Origin of the sequence: Luteolibacter yonseiensis, assembly GCF_016595465.1 — a bacterium.
GTDB classification, from domain to species: domain Bacteria; phylum Verrucomicrobiota; class Verrucomicrobiia; order Verrucomicrobiales; family Akkermansiaceae; genus Luteolibacter; species Luteolibacter yonseiensis.
In genome coordinates this window covers 840,374-858,610 of the sequence record NZ_JAENIK010000011.1, presented here as the reverse complement: position 1 = coordinate 858,610, position 18,237 = coordinate 840,374, and the positions used below count along the sequence as shown (strand labels likewise).

The 18,237-nt window shown below is 61.1% G+C and carries 15 protein-coding genes; 8 read left to right on the top strand and 7 right to left on the bottom strand.

What is annotated here, in order from left to right:
- Positions 1-31: 31 nt before the first annotated feature.
- Entirely contained in the window at positions 32-397 is a 366-nt protein-coding gene (locus tag JIN84_RS13505) for a histidine triad nucleotide-binding protein (RefSeq protein ID WP_234043459.1), read from the top strand.
- 11 nt (positions 398-408) lie between these two features.
- Positions 409-1,074 carry a lipase family alpha/beta hydrolase gene (locus tag JIN84_RS13500; protein WP_200351568.1) on the top strand — a complete coding sequence of 222 codons (666 nt, stop codon included), beginning with the start codon at positions 409-411 and terminating at the stop codon, positions 1,072-1,074.
- Positions 1,075-1,169: 95 nt separating this feature from the next.
- On the opposite strand, the gene JIN84_RS13495 is transcribed toward JIN84_RS13500, so the two are convergent.
- Positions 1,170-1,604, bottom strand: a complete 435-nt coding sequence (locus JIN84_RS13495; protein WP_234043458.1) for a septal ring lytic transglycosylase RlpA family protein — start codon at positions 1,602-1,604, stop codon at positions 1,170-1,172.
- 276 nt (positions 1,605-1,880) lie between these two features.
- On the opposite strand from JIN84_RS13495, the gene JIN84_RS13490 reads away from it, so the two are divergent.
- The gene (locus JIN84_RS13490) at positions 1,881-2,552 is read left to right on the top strand and encodes a hypothetical protein (RefSeq protein WP_200351566.1); all 672 of its coding nucleotides are present in this window, start codon (positions 1,881-1,883) and stop codon (positions 2,550-2,552) included.
- A gap of 81 nt (positions 2,553-2,633) precedes the next feature.
- Here JIN84_RS13490 and JIN84_RS13485 read toward each other — a convergent pair whose 3' ends face one another.
- The 4 genes from JIN84_RS13485 to JIN84_RS13470 all read right to left on the bottom strand — a co-directional run bounded on the left by JIN84_RS13485 (position 2,634) and on the right by JIN84_RS13470 (position 7,361).
- Positions 2,634-3,125 carry a Cif family virulence factor gene (locus JIN84_RS13485; RefSeq protein WP_200351565.1) on the bottom strand — a complete coding sequence of 164 codons (492 nt, stop codon included), beginning with the start codon at positions 3,123-3,125 and terminating at the stop codon, positions 2,634-2,636.
- Positions 3,122-5,005: a SulP family inorganic anion transporter gene (locus JIN84_RS13480; RefSeq protein ID WP_200351564.1), complete on the bottom strand. Its 1,884-nt coding sequence runs from the start codon at positions 5,003-5,005 to the stop codon at positions 3,122-3,124. The genes JIN84_RS13485 and JIN84_RS13480 overlap by 4 nt, the downstream gene beginning before the upstream one ends.
- Positions 5,006-5,019: 14 nt before the next feature.
- A complete protein-coding gene (locus JIN84_RS13475) occupies positions 5,020-6,126 on the bottom strand; it encodes an LptF/LptG family permease (protein WP_200351563.1) in 1,107 nt (368 codons plus the stop codon).
- A gap of 86 nt (positions 6,127-6,212) precedes the next feature.
- Positions 6,213-7,361: a redoxin family protein gene (locus tag JIN84_RS13470; protein WP_200351562.1), complete on the bottom strand. Its 1,149-nt coding sequence runs from the start codon at positions 7,359-7,361 to the stop codon at positions 6,213-6,215.
- Positions 7,362-7,446: 85 nt separating this feature from the next.
- Between JIN84_RS13470 and JIN84_RS13465 the strand changes: the two genes are divergently transcribed.
- The 4 genes from JIN84_RS13465 to JIN84_RS13450 all read left to right on the top strand — a co-directional run bounded on the left by JIN84_RS13465 (position 7,447) and on the right by JIN84_RS13450 (position 11,441).
- Positions 7,447-8,589, top strand: coding sequence for an FG-GAP repeat domain-containing protein (locus tag JIN84_RS13465; RefSeq protein WP_200351561.1), 1,143 nt, complete (start codon positions 7,447-7,449; stop codon positions 8,587-8,589).
- Positions 8,590-8,649: 60 nt separating this feature from the next.
- Positions 8,650-9,471 carry an SDR family oxidoreductase gene (locus tag JIN84_RS13460; RefSeq protein WP_200351560.1) on the top strand — a complete coding sequence of 274 codons (822 nt, stop codon included), beginning with the start codon at positions 8,650-8,652 and terminating at the stop codon, positions 9,469-9,471.
- A gap of 49 nt (positions 9,472-9,520) precedes the next feature.
- A complete protein-coding gene (gene uxuA, locus JIN84_RS13455) occupies positions 9,521-10,720 on the top strand; it encodes a mannonate dehydratase (protein WP_200351559.1) in 1,200 nt (399 codons plus the stop codon).
- A 265-nt stretch (positions 10,721-10,985) separates the two neighbouring features.
- Positions 10,986-11,441: a hypothetical protein gene (locus tag JIN84_RS13450; RefSeq protein ID WP_200351558.1), complete on the top strand. Its 456-nt coding sequence runs from the start codon at positions 10,986-10,988 to the stop codon at positions 11,439-11,441.
- A gap of 70 nt (positions 11,442-11,511) precedes the next feature.
- Here the strand turns inward: JIN84_RS13450 and JIN84_RS13445 are convergent, their stop codons facing one another.
- Both JIN84_RS13445 and JIN84_RS13440 read right to left on the bottom strand, forming a co-directional pair.
- Entirely contained in the window at positions 11,512-15,357 is a 3,846-nt protein-coding gene (locus tag JIN84_RS13445) for an immunoglobulin domain-containing protein (RefSeq protein WP_200351557.1), read from the bottom strand.
- A 249-nt stretch (positions 15,358-15,606) separates the two neighbouring features.
- The gene (locus JIN84_RS13440; RefSeq protein ID WP_200351556.1) at positions 15,607-16,710 is read right to left on the bottom strand and encodes a substrate-binding domain-containing protein; all 1,104 of its coding nucleotides are present in this window, start codon (positions 16,708-16,710) and stop codon (positions 15,607-15,609) included.
- A 130-nt stretch (positions 16,711-16,840) separates the two neighbouring features.
- Here JIN84_RS13440 and JIN84_RS13435 point away from each other — a divergent pair, with 130 nt between their 5' ends.
- Complete coding sequence (locus tag JIN84_RS13435; protein WP_200351555.1) at positions 16,841-18,226, top strand: sugar porter family MFS transporter; 1,386 nt, start codon at positions 16,841-16,843, stop codon at positions 18,224-18,226.
- Positions 18,227-18,237: the final 11 nt, after the last annotated feature.

Here is an 18,237-nt window from a genome sequence, read left to right as displayed (position 1 = left end):
GGATTCGGAAAACTTGCAACCTCCGGCGCTCATGCCAGTCTCCACGCGCATGGCTGAGAAAACCCTTTTCGAAAAAATCTGTGACAAGGAGATTCCTGCGACCATCCTGTTCGAGGATGACCGCTGTGTGGCTTTCCGGGACATTTCGCCACAGGCGCCACACCACATCCTGATCATCCCCCGCAAGCCGGTCCCCCGCATCGGACTGGCCGGGAAAGGAGACGAGGCGCTGCTGGGGCACCTTTTGCTCACCGCGGCGGAGGTCGCACGGGCCGAAGGCATCGCGGAAAGCGGCTACCGTCTGGTCATCAACAACGGTCCGCATGGCGGCGAGGCGGTGCCGCATCTGCACATCCATTTGTTAGGCGGCCGCCAGCTCCAGTGGCCACCCGGTTAGAATTCCTCCCCATGATCTCCAAATTCCGCCGCCTCCTCCCGTTCCTGCCGCTCGTTGTGCCAGCGTGCTGCCCGACGGCTCCCGCCCCTGTCGCGAAGACCGGCCAACGGGTGGTGCTCGTGAATGGCTTCGCGGAACGCGGATCCATCTTCAACACGCTCCAGCAGCGTTTGGAAAAACGCGGGATCGAGGTTTATGCTCCTCCGCTGCGGCATCCGGACGGACGGGGCGGACTTGAAAAGCTCGCCAGTCATCTCAAGAAGGACATCGACAGGAGATTCGGACCCGACGCCCCCATCAGCATCATAAGCTTCAGCATGGGCGGGCTGGTGAGCCGCGAGTATCTGCAGAACCAAGGTGGCGCGGCCCGATGCGAGAACCTGATCACCATCTCCTCCCCCCACCACGGCACGCTGGCCGCGTGGACCTACCCGAGCCAGGGTGTCCGCGACATGCGTCCCGGCAGTCCCTTTCTCAAGCATCTGGGCGAGACCGAGAACCAGCTCGGAAAAATGACCGTGGTATCCTACCGCACCCGGCTGGACCTGATCATCCTGCCGTCACGAAGCTCCGTGTGGGACCGGGCGGTGAACATCGAATATCCCGTGGCACTGCATCCCATGATGGTCACCTCCCGGCGGGTGGTGGACGACATCGAGAAGCGGCTGGTGAAGTGACAGGAAACCACTGACGGGAAACCACCTTTCCAGACCGGTAATGAAAAAACCCGCCCTCCGGAGCGGAAGGCGGGTTCTTTGTGACGAGCGTGGGATTACTCGCCTTCTGGTTTGATTTTTCCGAGCACTTCCACGCGCACGGGGGCCACGCCACGGCCGGCGAAGCCGAGCCGTTCCGCGATGCCGATGGTGACGTCGATGATGCGACCCTTCTTGTAGGGTCCGCGGTCGGTGATCGTGACCACTTCGGATTTGCCGTTTGCTTCGTTGATCACACGCACTTTCGTCCCCATGGGCAGGGTCTTGTGGGCTGCGGTGGCGGCTTCGTTCGAGAGGCGTTGCCCGCTGGCGGTCCGCGTGCCGGAATTCGTCCGGACGGAATACCAGGAGGCCTTGCCGTGTTGAACCGACTGCACAGGGAATGAGTCGGCGGTTTGATGGTTGGTGTTCGCATTCCCCGTTGACGCGCAACTTGGAATAAGGATGACGCCGGCGATTGCCAGGGCCACGGATTTTAGTTTCCGGGTCATGTTCATCGTGTTTAGTCCCCTTAGGGGCGGGCGCTTCATAAGGACCTCGTAATGAGGATGCAAGACAAAACCGCCCCACTCCGGACCACCCGTTTCCCCTTACACCGTGGTGGTTGGAGGGGAAGTCTTACAGATTTCTTAACTATTTTTTGGTGACATTTCCGTAATCCGCGCCTGTGCCCCGGCAGTTCGCCCGGGATGGCGGTCGAACCGCTCCGGTCCCCCGCCTTCGGAAATTCCGGACAGCTTGGCACGGATTTTGTTATATGAAAAATCATGCTCAAGCAACGCATGCCATCGAGTCGCAACCGATTCACGGGAGCGGATTTGGACTTCCTCACATCAGTCCTCGCCCCCGATGAGCAGCGCATGCATCTCGAGAAGCTGTGGAATGATGCGGATGCCCTGCGGGAGATTCTGGACCTGAAAGAGGTCTTCCGCGGCCTGCTGGATTCCCCGGCGGCGATACAGGTCTCACCGCGTTTCTATTTCTACGTGCTGGTGCGGCATGCGTTTCTGGATGCGGATCTGTGTGACGCGGAGCTGGCCGACTATGTGGCGGGCGTAATGGCAAAACGCATCAGCCCGTCTCCGGATGATCCGCTGCAAAACATCGCCCGGGGTTACACTCACGCATCGGACTTCATCGCGATCCTCTCCCATGCCAAGGGCCGCATGCGGTTCCATCTGCAAATGGCAGCGGGAAACCAATTCCTGATCCTTACCGGCCTATACCCGTCATTTCTCAAGCACCGCTGCCAGCAATACGGAGCGCCGGAACTCGAGTTCTACGAGGAATTCGCTCAAAGTTCGTTTCGGGAAGCGGCGCACAACCGCATGGCACCCGGTCAATCCTCGCGCCGTGTGCTGGGAACTCTTTCCGAAGCCATGCCCACCGTGCGCAGGTCCTTGAACCGCCTCGCCGAAGAATTCGTGTTCCTCGGATGAGAATGATGCCCGGCCCCGGCAGGCGGACAGGTTGTAAAAAACAACGTGGTGTCGTGCAGATTGCCACGACTCATGGGACTTTCACTGCTTGAGGATCTCTGTCCACGTGGCACTCGTCAGGCGCCAGCCATCTTTTTGATTCGCCCATTGGAAAGTGACATCATAGGTGCCATCCACCGGTCGGTAGGTGGGCAGCACGACCAGACCGGTGAGGGTGAGTTCAACTGTCGCACGGTCTCCGTTCACCGTGACGGACCGGAAGTCCTGAAGCTCGAAGCGGGTTTCTTTCGCAGCGCCGCTCAGCCACGAGTGGGCGGACTCTAGTTCGGCCCGCTCGAAGGTGCCGTTCGCCTCGCTGATGGTCGGGGTTTCGAGCTTCACCTCTTCCGACAGCAGGGCGTTGAGCGAGAAGGCGCCCGCCTGGCGGGAGACGTTGCCACTCCCGGCATCCATGGTCAGCGCGGAGAGCAGCGAATTGCAGCGCCGTTTCACCACCTGTGCCGGTGAGAACCACCAGACCCCGAAGGCGATGAAGACCACGGCGATGACGGAGGGGATGATGTAGCGTTTCATGTGGCGGCGGCGTGTTTGTTAGGGTCGTAAAAGATGCGGATGTCCGCCTTGTCGGTTCCGAGCAACTGCTGCGCCCGCTTGAGAGCGGCGCGGGTGGAGAGGTTCGGGTTGCGGGGGTTCGTGAGGAAAATATTGCTTTCCCCCGCCCTGCGGTCGCAACCCGCCTGGAGCGTCACCAGGATTCCGGACTTTTTCAGAACCCGGTAAACCTCGCGCGTCGCGCCGGAAACAATGAGATGCAGGCCTTCCTTCCGCATGTAGAGTATCAGATCCTCCAGCGCCATGACGCTGGTGGCGTCGAGATGCCGGGCATTTTTCAAACGCAGGATGATCACCTGGATCGCCGGGTCCGACACGGTGCGCTGGATCTGGGTGCGGAAAAGTTCGGCAGCTCCGAAAAACAGGTCCCCCTCCACGTGAACGATGGAAATCGCCGGGATGGGCCGCTGCCGTTTTTCCCCCATTTCACGAAGTTCCCCAGCCTCGCTGAACTCATACTCGATCAGGAACGGCCGGCTCGCCTTGCGCAGGAACAACGTGATGGAAATGGCCACGCCGATGAAAATCGCCACGTGCAGCGGAGCGAGCAGCGTGGCGACGAACGTGGTGACCAGCACCACCGCGTCGTCCGTAGTCGAGCGCAGGCAGATGCGGATGTGCCTGAGGTTGAAAAGGGAAAACGAAAGCGCGATGACGAGGGCAGCCAGCGCCGCCTTCGGCACGTAGTCGATCAACGGCACTCCCCAGCCCACGGACGCCGCGATCAATGCCGCGAAAGCCATGGTGTAGATCCCGGAAATGAGCGATGCGAAACGGGTCCTTGCCCCGGATTCGTGATTGAGCATCGAGCGGGTGAGCGAGCCGGATGCGGGCATTCCCCCGGCAACCGCGGTCGCCAGGTTCGCCATGCCCACGGCAAGCATGTCCTGGTTCACATCCGGACGGTCTCCGGTTTTCGAAGCGAGGGTCTTCGCCATCAGGGTGTTCTCCAACGATGCGAGGAAGGCCAGCGCGAACGCGATGCTGAGCAGGGCCGAGATGTCCGTGAAGATGTCCGCCCTGACGAGGTGCGGCATTTTCAACATGAGATCCGGGAATCCAAACGTCGCAAAAGTCGCCTCCCCCTTGAAGGCCGGGTGTCCCGAGCGGATCAGGCTGCCGAAGATGACGGATGAGACCAGGAGCGAGAGCGCGAACGCGGGCCAGGCCGGACGCCATTTCCGCATCGCGACGAACACCAGCAGCGTCCCCCCGCCGATGAGCAGCGAAACCCAGTGTGTCTGCGGCAGGGCGCGCAGCAAACCGAACAACAGCCCGATGAAGGTCGAGGAAGTCTCTTCATCCACCACTCCGGAAAGTCCGAGAAACGGCTTCAGCTGGTTTGCGACAATCAATACCGCCGCACCGGATATGTAACCCACCAGCACGCTGCGCGAGATATACTGCAGCAGGTCCGCCACGCGGAAAACCGCACCCACCGCCGCCATGATGCCCACCATCATGACCAGCAACGGGATCAGCTCCCCCAGCCTGCCGGTCAAACCCGGGTTCACCGAAAAAAAGCTGAACAGCATGAACGCCGTGGCATTCGTCGGTCCGAGAATGGTATGCCGCGAACCCGCGAAAAGCGGCGCGACGAACGCGGCCACGGCGGTGCTGATGATTCCATAGACCACCGGCAACCCGGCGATGGCCGCGAATGCGATGCCCTGTGCGATGGCCAGAACCGTGACATTCGCCCCTGCCCAGGCGTCGGCACGGAATTTCACCACATCATAATGCCGCAGATCCCGGAGAAACGGAGCGAACACCACCCGTTCCGCCGCGAAAAAATCCCGCACATCGCGGATCAGGTGGGCAAGGGTGCGGGAAATTTTCATCGAGCACTGCTACACTACTTGAAGCGCGCGCGACGGAAAAGAAATAAACCTATCAGGACACACGCCGCATTCGGCGCCCAAAGCATCATCGTGGCACCGGAATCCGACTTGAACTGGTCCGCGAGCATGGTCAGCAGGAAATAACCCGCACCGATCAACAGGCTGTACACCAGTCCCATCGAGGAATCCCGCCGCCGTGACTGCAGGCCGAGGGGTACGGCCACGAAGGCAAAGGCGAAACACGCCATCGAAAACGAATAACGGGTCACGATTTCGGTATGCAATTTCAGCCGTTGATTCTCCGGCAGCAATGGATTGGTCTCGATTTCGCGGCGGATCTGTTCGTTCGACATCGAGTTCGCCTTCGGCTTTTTCGGATCCCTCAGATCGAACACCACAGGCTCCGCCACCGAAGCGAGGAACATGGTCACCTCTCCTTTCTCATTCCGGGATTCCGCATAAGCGTCCTCCAGCTTCAGCACGAGCTGCCGCTTGGTCTTGTCCACCGAAATCGCGGCACGCGTGGCATGCACGTAGGTCGTATCACGATTTTCGGAGTCGGCTTTCGGCGAAAGGTAGAGGTGGAACCCCTCCACCCAGTCCCCCGTGCGACCCTCGATGAGCAGTTTCGGCACCGAACCACTGTCTTGATTGAAATTCTCGCCATTCACCACTCCTGGCTTCAGCAGGGATTTTGGATCACGAGATGCCTGATCATAAATCAGTTGGAACATCGTCGCCCGGGAATGCGGCACCACCGACACATTCAGCCACAAGCTCAAGGCCGAAAGCGCCGCGCCGATGACAAACACCGGCATCGCCAGACGCACCAGACTGAGACCAGCCACCCGGAAACTCGTGATTTCCTGATTCGACGAAAGCCGTCCGAACACCATCAGCACCGCTGACAGGAATCCCCACGGGATGGTGTACATCAGCGAAAGCGGCAACACGTTGATGACAATGCGGATCACCAGTTCCAGCGGTGCCTTCATGTCCACCAGCAGCGGCTGGATCTGCTTGAAGAGGTTTCCCAGTACCAGGACCATGCCGAGCACCAACACCGCGTACAGAGTGCCCAGCAGCACCTGTTTCCCAATGTAGCGGTCCGAAATACGCATGAAGTCCCGCCACTCTGGAGCCGGTCATCCCGCCTGTCCAGACAAGAGACGGGAGGCAGACCGTCATTCTGGCGGGCGGCCGGATCTTACTCGATTCCTTTCAGGATCTGCTTGCGCAACTCGGTGATATCCAGCTCTCCGGTGTGACGCCATACGATCTTGCCACCGGGGGCGACGAGCACCGTGTGGGGAAGAGCGCCGGACCACTCGGAGTCGATGGCGGTGGCCATGGAGTCCGGATTTCCACCGGTCCAGTGGTAGTTGTTGGACGGAAGACCGCTTTCCGCCATCGACTTCGCGGTGGGGTCCGGGCTGGCGGCATGGCGCGAGGTAAGGAATTTGGAAACCGCGGGGCGGGCCGCGACCGGATCGACACTAATGGAGATGAATTCCACCGGACGGCCTTGGAAGCGGCGGCCGGTCTCCACGAGATCAGGAAACTCCTTCACGCACGGACCGCAGGTGGTGGACCAGAAATTGATGATGCGCAGGTTCTTGGAACCGTTCTCACGGAGTTTCTTGGAAGTGGCCTCATCCAGATCGGCGACAGTGACCTCGCGCTTTTCCCATGACTCCTGATCGGCGGCGACGTTGGATTTCTTGAAAAGCCACTTGGTGGAGCAGCCGAAGGAGCGCGTGGTTTTTTCCTTCACCTCGGTGTCGGCCAGCACGGCGTCGAGCGCGTCGCGGAGGTAGCTCTTGTCCACCTTACCCGAATTACGACCGGCATCGTCCATGCGGCCGGTATAGCGCAGCTTGCGCGCGGAATCGAACAGGAACACGTGCGGCGTGGATTGGCCTCCGCAGGCGGTGACGAATTCCTGTTTCTCACCATCATAGAGATAAGGGAACGTCCAACCGTAGTCCTTCGCGAACGGCGTCATTTCAGCGAAGGAGTCATTGTAGGGAGAATAACCGAGTTCGTCCGGCGTGAGGCTGCCGGGATTGTTTCCGTTCACCGCGACCAAGGCCACGCCCTTGCCCTTGTAGTCCTGGTAAATCTGCTCGGTGCGGCCTGCCGCCGCGACCGAATCCGGGCAATGGTTGCAGGTGAAAATGACGCAAAGCGCCTTGGCGTCCTTGAAATTTTCCTGGCTGTAGGTTTTTCCGTCGATGCCCGGCAGCGAGAAGGCAGGCAGGTCCGAACCGATCGCGAGCACCTTGGGGATTTCCTGCCCGAGGACCGGAAGCACGAGGGCGGCCGCCACACCGCAGAGTGTTTTCAAAATCGTCATGCCCACGGATACCGGACCAATCGTCATTTTCCTGCAAAAAAATTTCATTGGATGGTTCCATCACGCCCCGACGTATGATTTCCCCATGAAAACCCCGACCCTGTTCCTGCTCCTCGGCCTGCCCGCCACCGCACTTCCGGAGGCGAAGTTCCGCGCCGTGACCATCGATGCGGAGCTCCAGATCGGCTACGGCATCGCCATATCCGACGTGGATGGAGACGGAAAGCCGGACATCGTCCTGGCGGATAGTGCTGAGACCGTGTGGTATAGAAATCCGGATTGGAAGAAATCCCGCATCACCGGAAAACTCACGGCGAAGGACAACGTCTGCATTGCCGCGCGCGACACGGATGGGGACGGAAAGGCGGAAATCGCCATCGGAGCCGAATGGAACCCCGGCGACACCTTGGACAGCGGAGCCGTGTTTTCCCTCCAAGCCCCTGAGGATCGTTCGCAGCTTTGGAAAGCGGCTCCGCAACACCGCGAACCCACGGTGCACCGCATGAACTGGATCCGGGAACCGGGCAGCCACTTCCTCGCCGTCCTTCCGCTCCACGGTTGTGGCAACAAGAATGGCGAGGGCGACGGCATCCGCTTCCTCGGCTACCGCCCGGAAAAGGATTGGAAAACCTTCCTCATCCATGAGGGCTTCCACATGGCCCACAATTTCCAACCCGTGTTCTGGAACACCGCCGATACCGCCGAGAGCCTGCTCGTCGCCGAAAAAGAGGGGGTGCACCTTCTTTCGCACGGTCGGGAAAAATGGTCCGCCACCAGGCTTACCGACCGCGGCAGCGGCGAGGTCCAGTTGGGAAAAAATCCCGACGGCAGCCGATTCATCGCCACCATCGAGCCGATGCACGGCACCGATGTCGCGATCTACCCCGAGAGGGAAAAAGCCTTCGGCACACGGATCGCCGTGGACTCCACGCTGAACCAAGGCCACGCGCTCGTGGCGGCGGATTTCCTCGGCATCGGCTCGGATCAGGTCGCCGCCGGCTGGCGCGAGCCCGGCAAGGATGACAAGAAGGTGGGCATCCGCCTGTACGCCCCTTCCGCTCCGGACGGAGGGAAGTGGCAGCTCCACGCCACCATCAGCGACAACACGATGGCCTGCGAGGACATGAAATCCGCCGATCTCAATGGCGACGGCAGACCCGATCTGGTCGCGTCCGGACGCGCCACCAGAAATCTCGTGATTTACTGGAACGAAACGGAAAAACCGTGATGACTAATGCAGCCGGGTTACTTGTCACCACCGCCCGGATCCGCAAAAAATCATCCAAACATGAATCCACTCTTCGACCTCACCGGCCGCGTCTATCTCATCACCGGATCCACCGGCTCGCTCGCGGGCTCCGCCGCGGACTACCTCGCCGCCCAGGGAGCACGCATCGTCTACCTGGGACGCAGCCAGGAAAAGCTGGACGCCTCGCTCGCCCGGTGCCGTTCCATCACTCCGGCAGCCGATTGCCTCGGTCTGGTCGCGGACGTGCTGGACCGCCCCGCCCTCGAACAAGCCCGTGACACGGTGCTGGAAAAATGGGGCCGCATCGACGGCTTGCTGAACGGTGCCGGCGGCAACATGCCCGGCGCGACCATCACTCCGGACAAGAGTTTTTCCGATCTGGACTTCGAGTCCTTCCAGCAGGTGGTCGATCTCAATCTCCATGGCACGGTTCTTCCCTCGTTGGTCTTCAGCCCGGCGATGATCGAAGGTGGCCGTGGTTCCATTATCAATTACACCTCCGTTTCCGCTCCGCAGGCGCTGACCCGCGTGGTCGGCTACTCCGCCGCCAAGGCCGGCGTGGAGAACTTCACCCGCTGGCTCGCAGTGGACATGGCACGCCGCACGGGCGGAAAAGTCCGCGTGAACGCCATCATGCCCGGATTTTTCCTCGGAGAACAGAACCGCCGGATGCTCACCAATGAAGATGGATCGCTGACGGATCGTGGAAACACCATCATCAGTAACACACCGTTCGGCCGCTTCGGCCAGGCGGATGAGTTGCACGGCGCGCTTCACTATCTGTTGGGGGACGCCTCGCAGTTCGTCACCGGCACCGTGCTCGCGGTGGACGGCGGATTCGTCGCGTTCTCCGGAGTCTGAGCCCACGCTTTCCGGCGGCGGCCCACGGCCGCCGCCACATCGCCATTCCATGAACCATTTCCTCCTCGAAGAAGGCTTCCGCTGGTTCGGCCCCTCGGACCCGGTGCCACTTTCCTTCATCCGTCAGGCGGGCGCGACAGCCGTTTTCACCTCGCTCCACCAGATCCCCTACGGAGAAGCCTGGCCACGGGAGGCGATCCGGGAGCGGAGGGAAATGATCGAAGCGGCGGGACTGCGCTGGGCGGTGGTGGAATCCGTACCGGTCCACGAGGACATCAAGACCGGGCGCGGTGATCTGGCTGCCTTGTTTGAGAATTACAACACCACCCTGCGGAACCTCGCGCTGGAGGGCATCCATACGGTCATCTACAATTTCATGCCGGTTCTGGACTGGGTCCGCACCGACATGCGTTGGAAACTGCCGGACGGCTCGGAAAGCCTGCGCTATGATCCGGTGCGTTTCGCCGCGTTCGAGATCCATGCGCTGCGGCGCGCGGGAGCGGAGGCGGATTACACGCCGGAGCAGGTGCGAAGCGCCGCCGTCTGGTGGGAAGATCTGGACGATGTCTCGCGCGAAGGATTTGTCAGAAGCATCATCGACGTTTTTCCAGGCGTGAAATGGGCGCTCACCTTGGAAGACATCCGCGCCATGCTGGGCCGCTACGAGGGCATCGGAGCTGTGGAACTGCGGGCGAACCTCGCCCGTTTTCTCCGTGCCGTCGTCCCCACGGCGGAAGAATGCGGCGTGAGGATGGCGATCCATCCGGACGATCCACCCTTTTCCGTGCTCGGTCTGCCACGCATCGTCTCCACCGCGGAAGATGTGGCCGGGATTTTCCTGATGGCGGACAGCCCGGCGAACGGTCTCTGCTACTGCACCGGTTCGTTCAGCGCGCGGGCCGACAACGATCTGGCGGAAATGGTCCGGGCATTCGGGCCACGCATCCATGCCACCCATCTCCGCAGCACCCAGCGGCTCGCGGATGGTTCTTTTTACGAAGCCGGCCACCTCGCCGGATCGGTGGACATGCCGGTGGTGGTGGAATATCTGCTGGAAGAACAGGACCGCCGTCGCAGCGAGGGACGCGCGGATTGGCAAATCACCCTGCGGCCCGACCACGGGCATACCATGATGGACGACCTGCCGAAACCCGCCGGCATCACCCCCGGCTACTCATGCATCGGCCGGATGAAGGGTCTGGCCGAATTGCGGGGACTGATGCTCGGACTCCGTCACAAGGCCAGGTAGTCCGGAACGTCCGCTGCCACCTTCCGAATCGGAAACGCGGATGAAACATGGAGCAAAATGCCTCATTCTCCGCCCATCCCGTTGCGATATGCTTGGTGGCCACTTAACTGAATAGATCGCAATATACTGATGATGAAATGGATATAGCCCTCCACAAAGGCGGAACGAGTCCTGCGAGTGGTTGCACCTGATCCGCACAACCCTCAAGTCTCAGTCACTGCGTGAGGGCCGTGCGCATATCTGAACCAACAACCTACCATCACCAATGAAAACCTCATTATCCATCGTCACCGCCCTCGGCCTGTTGCTTCCGGCCGCCACTCTGGACGCCGCTCCAGCCAGTAAAAAATTCGGCGGCTTCTCATCCGGGCAAAAATTCACACTTACGGTGACGGAGAAGAAATCCGTCAGAACCAAGGGTGACGACGTCAAGAAAAACGCCGCGGTGCCGAAAGACATCCCCAACTTCTCCAAGGGTGAGAATGTGACGTTCACCATCGGAAAGAAAGGCCAGTTGAAAGGCCCCGGTTTCTCAATCGTCTATCGCGAGACCGAAGATAACGAAAACTTCTACGCCAACACCGGTTCGAACGGCGAGGTGGCCAGTGTGGAAAAGGGAAAAAAGGGCAACGCGAAGGAGGCCACCCTTATCTTCTACAAGCTGAGCTTCTCGGGAGTCAGACCGGTCACCCACACGGTGAAATATGAACTGGAGCGCTGAACACGCTGACACTCCAAATGAAAAAAAGGGAGAGACCGGAGTCTCTCCCTTTTTGTTTCAATTCAGCCGGTCAGTTCGACCTCGCCTTGAGGCGGGCGAAGACCTTGCCCGCAGGTCCGTTGGACGCGGGGATCAAGACCGTCACCGTATCCGGAGTGGTCGCTTCATTCACCGTGACCACCACGCCATCGGCATAAGTGCCGCCGGTCTGGGTGATGGAAACCTCCGTCCACGCACCATCGAGATCGGCGTCCCATTCGAGGATCAGATCCGCATTGCCGATGGACGACTCCTCGCGGGTGAAGGTGAGCGTCAACCCGGTGGCGGCGCTGCCGGTGCTGCTGACCAGCGGAGCGCCTCCGGAAGCGAGCGGGTTCCCGCCCAGAATCCATTCCAAACCGTTGGCGATCCCATCTTGTTCGGGATCCGCATCAAAGCCATCCTCCTTGCCGGGACTGCCATCCAGACCCTGGCTGGCGGCCCATGTGGTGTATGCGCTCCCCGCTCCTGTGGTGAGGGTGACCTGGGAGGCGGTGTAGTGGATGGTGAGCGTGTTCCCGCCGACAGTCAGGGAGGCTCCCTCCGGAAGACCGGCGAAGGTCCCGGTGATGCCGGATGACAGGGACTCGGCGATCACAAATGTCGTCGAGGGTGGAAGCATGCCGCTCCCCACCTCGCTGATCGACAGAGTCGCGCCCGTGAGGGTGAGAGCGTTCGAAACCAGGAGCTGGTCCACGCCGTCGAGCGTGCTGTCGATTTCCAGTTTCAGGGTGGAACCGCTCGCCAGGGTGGCGGAATCACAGGAGAAGAAACCGATGTTGATGCCGCCGGGAACGCCAGGCTCGACAGATGCTCCGGAAGCAACGTTGAGCGGACCGCCGCCGGTCCCCAGGCCCGCGATCGTTCCCGCGCTGACCGTGGTGGCACCGGCATAGTCGTTCGTCCCGGTCAGGACGAGGGTGCCTCCGCCTGTTTTTGTAAGACCGCCAGGTCCGGTGATCGCTCCGTCCAAGACAATCTTGTTGACCCCGCTGTCGAAGGTCACCGGTCCCGCGAGGGTGATTCCCAATGCGGAAGTCCAGTTGGCCGCGGCTCCGATGGTGCCGCCGGCAAGGCTGATCGCATACAGGTTGCTCGAGCTGGTGATACCTGCGGAGCCAACGTTCAAGGTGCCGCCCGTCATGGTGTAGTTCCCGGTGCCGGTCGTCACCACGGATCCAAGATCCAGTTGCTTCACGTTGATGGTTCCGCCCGTCTGGGTGAGGGTGGAGACGATGGGGCCGATGGAAAGACCTAGCCGCATGTTGCCCATCTCAAGCGTGCCGCCGTTGATGGTGTAGGAAGCGGCCGTGGCGCCGTTGCGCTCGCTCGCTCCGATGTAGGCGGAGTCACGGTTCGATGGATTGTAGGTCACCGTGCCGCCGTTCTGGACAACAGTGGCGCTGCCACCGTCACGACCGAACACCAGCGCGTCGTTGAAAACACCCGTCATGGTGAGGGAGCCCGTCGGCTCGATGGTGAGCGAAGCGTTCGCTCCTCCCAGATTACCCACCCAGAGGGTGGTGCCGCCCGTGCCGGTGATGGTGGTGGCTCCGCTGATGGTGGTGGCTCCGTTGGCACTTACAAATCCGCTGAAGGAGGTCGTGCCGCTCAAGACCTGCGTTCCTGCGTTCGCATTCAGGCTGCCGGAGAAGGAGTTGTTGCCCGCAAGCTTCACCGCTCCGGCTCCATATCCCAAATCAAGCGCTCCGCCCACGGTGGTGGTGCCGTTCAACGTGAGGCCCCCTCCGTTCACGATCATCGCCGCGCCGAAATTCGCAGGCCCGTTCAACGTGACGGAACCCTCGCCATCCTTGGTGAGACTGCCGGATGCGTTGATCGCTCCCGCGCCACCAAGAGTGTAGTTTTTCTCTTCCGAATTGTTGAAATATACCGTCGAGGTCGCGACATTCGCGGGAATGCTGATCGGCGGAGCAACCGAACCGCTGTCGAAGAACGATACCGGATCACCGTCGGAGAACGCCGTCACTCCTGTTCCGTCGGTGGTGTTGTCCCAGTTCTGCGCCGTCTTGTTCCAGATGTTGCTGTTGTTGCCCCCCACCCAGCTCAGCTCGCGCCGGCTGGTGCCGAAAACGACATCCTCCCAGGCCTGCCCGACGCGGATTTCATCGTGCTTCACCGTGCGGCCGTTCACAAACGCCGCCAGCGAGATCCCGTTGAAGGACATGTCCGCGACGCTGAACCTCGAAAGGGTCGGAAGTCCCGGCTCGGTGCTGGAGATCGGGTTCTGATAGACGAAGACGTCGTCATTGCCGTCCCTGAAGTCGATGCGGACGACGTAAAAATTCACCGCCGTGTTGCCAGGGCCGATCAGGGCCTTGGTTCCGTTCGGCGCACGCAGGCTGACGATCGGGTCCGGGGTGTCGTTGCCGATTCCCCCGATACGTCCCGGATCGCCGAGATTGCCGCGGTGGAACTCGAATTCATAAAACATGGTAGTCCCATCCGGCTGCTGGAGGAAACTGATGTAGATCGTCTTGTCGTTCGCTCCGACGTTGCCGTTCCCATCGATGTATCCCGCGGCAGCGAGCCGTCCCGTCGGCGATGTGTCCAGCAGGCGTCCGCTGCGCTTCGCGTTGGGGATGTGGGAACCATTTCCCATGGACCGGGCGTCATAGCCGTTCGGTGCGTTCGTCCCGGCGGTCAGACCTCCGGTGGTGGCATTTCCTCCGCCATTGTCGACACTGGCCCAAGGGGCGCCCCATCCGAGACCTCCGTTTTTGCCGTCCAGGCTGGTGTTCGCATCATAGCCGAATCCTTCATAGACCAGGAGCCCGGCAGGAGTCGGATTCACCGTGATCGTGACATCGCTCGAAGAAAGGCTGCCTTGGGAATTGGTGGCCACCAGATGGTAGGTCCCCGCGTCAGAAGGCTGCACGTTTGACAAACTGAGCGTGGAAGTGTTCTGCCCCGGGACCGGGTTCACCCCCTTGAACCACTGGTAGGTCGGAGCGGGGAAGCCATTGGCCGCCCCGGTAAGCCCCACCGTGCCACCCGCCTGCGCGGTGGTGGCGGACTGCGGCTGTTTCACAAAGGCCGGTGCTTCGAGAGCGGGATTGATCACATCCGCCCAAGTCTGGCCGAACCGGAGCTCGTCGTGCGTCACCGTGGTGCTTCCGACCCACGCGCCGAATGACACCCCGTTGAACGACATGTCCGAGACCGCCAGCTTGGTCAATGTCGGCACACCCGGCTCTGTCGCGGAAGTCGGGTTCCGATAGACATACACGTCGTCATTCCCCGCCTTGAAGTCGATGCGGACCACGTAGAAGTTCACCGCCGTGGTTCCAGCCCCGAGGGAATAGTTGTTGGTTCCGCCCGCACGGAGGTTCACGTTTCCTGCCGGAGAAGTGGAATCGTTGCCGATGCCACCGATGCGCCCCGGATCCCCGAGGTTGTCACGATGGAATTCGAACTCATAGTAAATGTCAGCGCTGTTCGGCTGCTGCATGAAACTGAGGTAGAGCGTCGTGCCGTCGGCACCGATGCGTCCGTTCGCGTCACGGTAGCCGCGGACGCCGAAGGGACCGTTCAACGAGACATCCAGCAGGCGTCCCACCCGGCGCGCGTTCGGCAGGGTGGCGCTGTTGCCGGTGGAACGGGCGTCCACGCCGGTGGGAGCGGAACCACCTGCGGCAAGGCTGGCCGTCACCACATCGGCGCTGCCGTTGTTGACGGTCTGCCAGCCACCGTTCCAGCCGGTGCCGCCGGACAAACCGGTGAGATTTCCCGCTCCTGTGGGGTAGTCGAATCCTTCATAGGCCATCTGGGCGGCCTGTGAACCGGAGGGGATCAGTAACAAACCCGCCAGCAAGGCGACGTGGTTTGTACTGAGTAACGGGTACATCAGTTTCATGGATTTATGGATTTGTGGAATCTTGGGTTTGTGAAAAGTGGAGGTGCGTTGGCACGAATCCCACTCGTTCATCAGGTTCCTTCCACAAGGGTTTCCCTCTCCGATGCAAACAATGAAAAAGAATGCAGCCCGTCAGGTTCCTGTCATGTCAGGTTGGTCAGTCACCATTACAGATTATTTCCCGGGAAGTCCCCTTATGGAAAGGCGTTGAACCAGGACATCGACATATGACAGGGCGTGCCAAAATCCTCAAATCGGGTGGGAATAGGCACCACAGCTCTCCCTTACCACCAAACGGGGTGTCACCATCAACGTTCTCGGAGGAATGCTCGAATTCGCGATACGCTCCTGCAAAGCGTTGAAAGCTGTCAATGCGATATCCCTGCACGGCTGCTCCATGCTGGTAAGCGGAATGGTCAGCAGGCTGGCGAACCGCACGTTGTCAAATCCCACCAGCCGCAGGTCATCCGGCACCCTCACGCCGATCCGGTTGAGCGACTGCAGGAGTTGCGCGGCGATGTGGTCGCTGGTGCACAGGACGGCGTCCAACTGGTGCGACTGCGCGAAGGATCGGACGAATTTCAGATCGGTGGGATCTCCCGCGTGGACGAATTTGCGGGGAGCTTCCAGCCCATGGTCCAGCATCGCGATACGCGCGCCCGCGATGCGGGCGTCCACGGTGGATGCGGTGAGCGGCCTCATCACATAGGCCAACCGTTTCATTCCCAGCTTGATGAGGTGCTGTGCCAGCAGGTAGCCGCCCGCGAAGTTGTCCACCCCCACCAGATCCAGTTCGCTGCGGTTCGGAAACGCTCCGATGTCACGGTCGATGAGCACCACCGGGATCCCGGCCTGGCGCAGGCGTTCGGTGATCCGGCGGTTCGCCGCCTCGCGATCCGGCTGGTGTTCGAACGGCACGAAAAAAACCCCGGCCACCCCGCGCTCGATGAAACGGGAGCAGAGTTCCTCGGCCTCCTCCACCGTCATCCTGATCTCGCTGGACGGTGGCGTGGCCGCGCCCCACCAGAGGCCGTAGTCGTTCACCCGGGCGAGGCTCGCGAGCTCCCCGCAGATGGATTCGAAAATTTCAGTCTGCCGCAGGTTCGGCACGATCATTCCCAACTGCGGACTTCCTGACCGGCTTTCGCCAGACCGGTCTTTACCGGATCTCACATAAGTGCCTGAGCCGGCCCGGCGCTCGACCAAGCCGTCGTCCTGCAAGCTTCTCAAGGCCTGGCCGATGGTCGGGCGGGACACTCCGAAGCGCTTCACCAACTGTACCTCGCTGGGAAGGCGTCCCGTCTGGCGATATTTCCCGGCGAGGATCTCCGCCGCGAGTTCGCGCGTGATCATCCGATGTTTCGAGGAGGATTCCATAGCTGAATCAGTCAGGACCAATTCACTAGTGGACATGTCTGGTTTTTTTCAAGCGGTAAAATCCATCATTGCCGCACGGATGTGTGCCCCGGAGCCTGCGGGAAGCATGAATGTCTCAAACCCATCCCACATCCCTCATGCTTCGGAGGAACTTCCTCCGTCGCGCACCACCGGCGCACTTCTTGGTGCGACACTCGTCGGCGCGCTGGGTGGCCTGCTGTTCGGCTTCGACACCGCGGTGATCTCCGGCTGCCAGGATCAACTGAGGGAATTGTTCCGGCTCACCCCGGGCGAACAAGGATTCATGACGGCCTCGGCGCTCATCGGCGCGGCGGTCGGCTCCCTCGCGGCGGCGAAGCCCGGGGACCGATATGGCAGGCGCGACTGCCTGAAAATCGCGGCGGCGTTCTATCTGTTGTGCGCGGTCGGCTGTGCCGCCGCAAACGGACTGTGGATGATGGTGACCGCTCGGATTCTCGGCGGGATCGCGGTGGGCGCGACATCGGTGCTCTGTCCGATGTACTTGGCGGAGATTTCCCCGGCCGCATGGCGCGGCAGACTGGTCGCCTGCTTCCAGGTGAACATCGTTCTCGGCGTGCTGGTGGCCTATTTGTCGAACTACATCATCGGCTCCATGGACTTGGGCGCGGCGGAATGGCGGTGGAAACTCGGCATCCAGACACTCCCGGCCCTGGCGTTTTTCGTGCTGCTCTTTTACATCCCCCGCAGCCCTCGCTGGCTGGTGATGAAAGGCAGGCACGCCGAAGCCGGTGAAGTGCTGACCAAAATAGGAGTGGAGGATGGACCGGCACAACTGGCGTCCATCCGTGCATCCGTGGGTCGGGACCAATCCGGCGGATCGTCCCCCCTCTTTGTCCGATCCCTCTCCCGGCCCATCTTTCTCGCGGTGGCGGTGGCGATGTTCAACCAGTTGGGCGGAATCAACGCGCTGTGGTATTACGCTGACACCATCTTCGCCATGGCGGGATTCAGCAAGGATTCCAGCGCGCTGCAGTCGGTCATCCTCGGAGTGGCCAATCTGGTTTCCACACTCATTGGCATGGCGATCATCGACAAGGCTGGCCGCAAGCCCCTGCTGTTGTGGGGAACGGTCGGCTGCGGCATCGCGCTGGCGCTGGTGGCATGGATTTTCAGCGGCACCGCCCACCGCGAGTGGCTGGTCTGGCTTTTCGGCGGCTTCGTCGTCTGCCACGCGTTCGGCCAAGGCGCGGTGATCTGGGTGTTCATCAGTGAGATCTTCCCCACCGCCAGCCGGAGCAAGGGCCAGACGCTCGGCAGCTTCGTCCATTGGTTCATGGCCATGCTGGTCTCATGGACATTTCCATTGGTCGCGAAGGATGTCGGTGTGTCCGGAGCGGGGCTTCCCTTCGCGTTTTTCGCGGCGATGATGCTGCTCCAGCTTTTCGTCGTCGGCTTCCTGTTCCCGGAGACCAAGCAGGTCCCGTTGGAAGACATGGATAAGAACCTGTGACCCGCCATCCA

Excerpts from the sequence above, each read along its gene's own strand:
- JIN84_RS13505 (WP_234043459.1), top strand. The coding sequence starts at position 32 with ATGCCAGTCTCCACGCGCATGGCTGAGAAAACCCTTTTCGAAAAAATC.
- JIN84_RS13500 (WP_200351568.1), top strand. The coding sequence starts at position 409 with ATGATCTCCAAATTCCGCCGCCTCCTCCCGTTCCTGCCGCTCGTTGTG.
- JIN84_RS13495 (WP_234043458.1), bottom strand. The coding sequence starts at position 1,604 with ATGACCCGGAAACTAAAATCCGTGGCCCTGGCAATCGCCGGCGTCATC.
- JIN84_RS13490 (WP_200351566.1), top strand. The coding sequence starts at position 1,881 with ATGCTCAAGCAACGCATGCCATCGAGTCGCAACCGATTCACGGGAGCG.
- JIN84_RS13485 (WP_200351565.1), bottom strand. The coding sequence starts at position 3,125 with ATGAAACGCTACATCATCCCCTCCGTCATCGCCGTGGTCTTCATCGCC.
- JIN84_RS13480 (WP_200351564.1), bottom strand. The coding sequence starts at position 5,005 with ATGAAAATTTCCCGCACCCTTGCCCACCTGATCCGCGATGTGCGGGAT.
- JIN84_RS13475 (WP_200351563.1), bottom strand. The coding sequence starts at position 6,126 with ATGCGTATTTCGGACCGCTACATTGGGAAACAGGTGCTGCTGGGCACT.
- JIN84_RS13470 (WP_200351562.1), bottom strand. The coding sequence starts at position 7,361 with ATGACGATTTTGAAAACACTCTGCGGTGTGGCGGCCGCCCTCGTGCTT.
- JIN84_RS13465 (WP_200351561.1), top strand. The coding sequence starts at position 7,447 with ATGAAAACCCCGACCCTGTTCCTGCTCCTCGGCCTGCCCGCCACCGCA.
- JIN84_RS13460 (WP_200351560.1), top strand. The coding sequence starts at position 8,650 with ATGAATCCACTCTTCGACCTCACCGGCCGCGTCTATCTCATCACCGGA.
- uxuA (WP_200351559.1), top strand. The coding sequence starts at position 9,521 with ATGAACCATTTCCTCCTCGAAGAAGGCTTCCGCTGGTTCGGCCCCTCG.
- JIN84_RS13450 (WP_200351558.1), top strand. The coding sequence starts at position 10,986 with ATGAAAACCTCATTATCCATCGTCACCGCCCTCGGCCTGTTGCTTCCG.
- JIN84_RS13445 (WP_200351557.1), bottom strand. The coding sequence starts at position 15,357 with ATGAAACTGATGTACCCGTTACTCAGTACAAACCACGTCGCCTTGCTG.
- JIN84_RS13440 (WP_200351556.1), bottom strand. The coding sequence starts at position 16,710 with ATGATCACGCGCGAACTCGCGGCGGAGATCCTCGCCGGGAAATATCGC.
- JIN84_RS13435 (WP_200351555.1), top strand. The coding sequence starts at position 16,841 with ATGAATGTCTCAAACCCATCCCACATCCCTCATGCTTCGGAGGAACTT.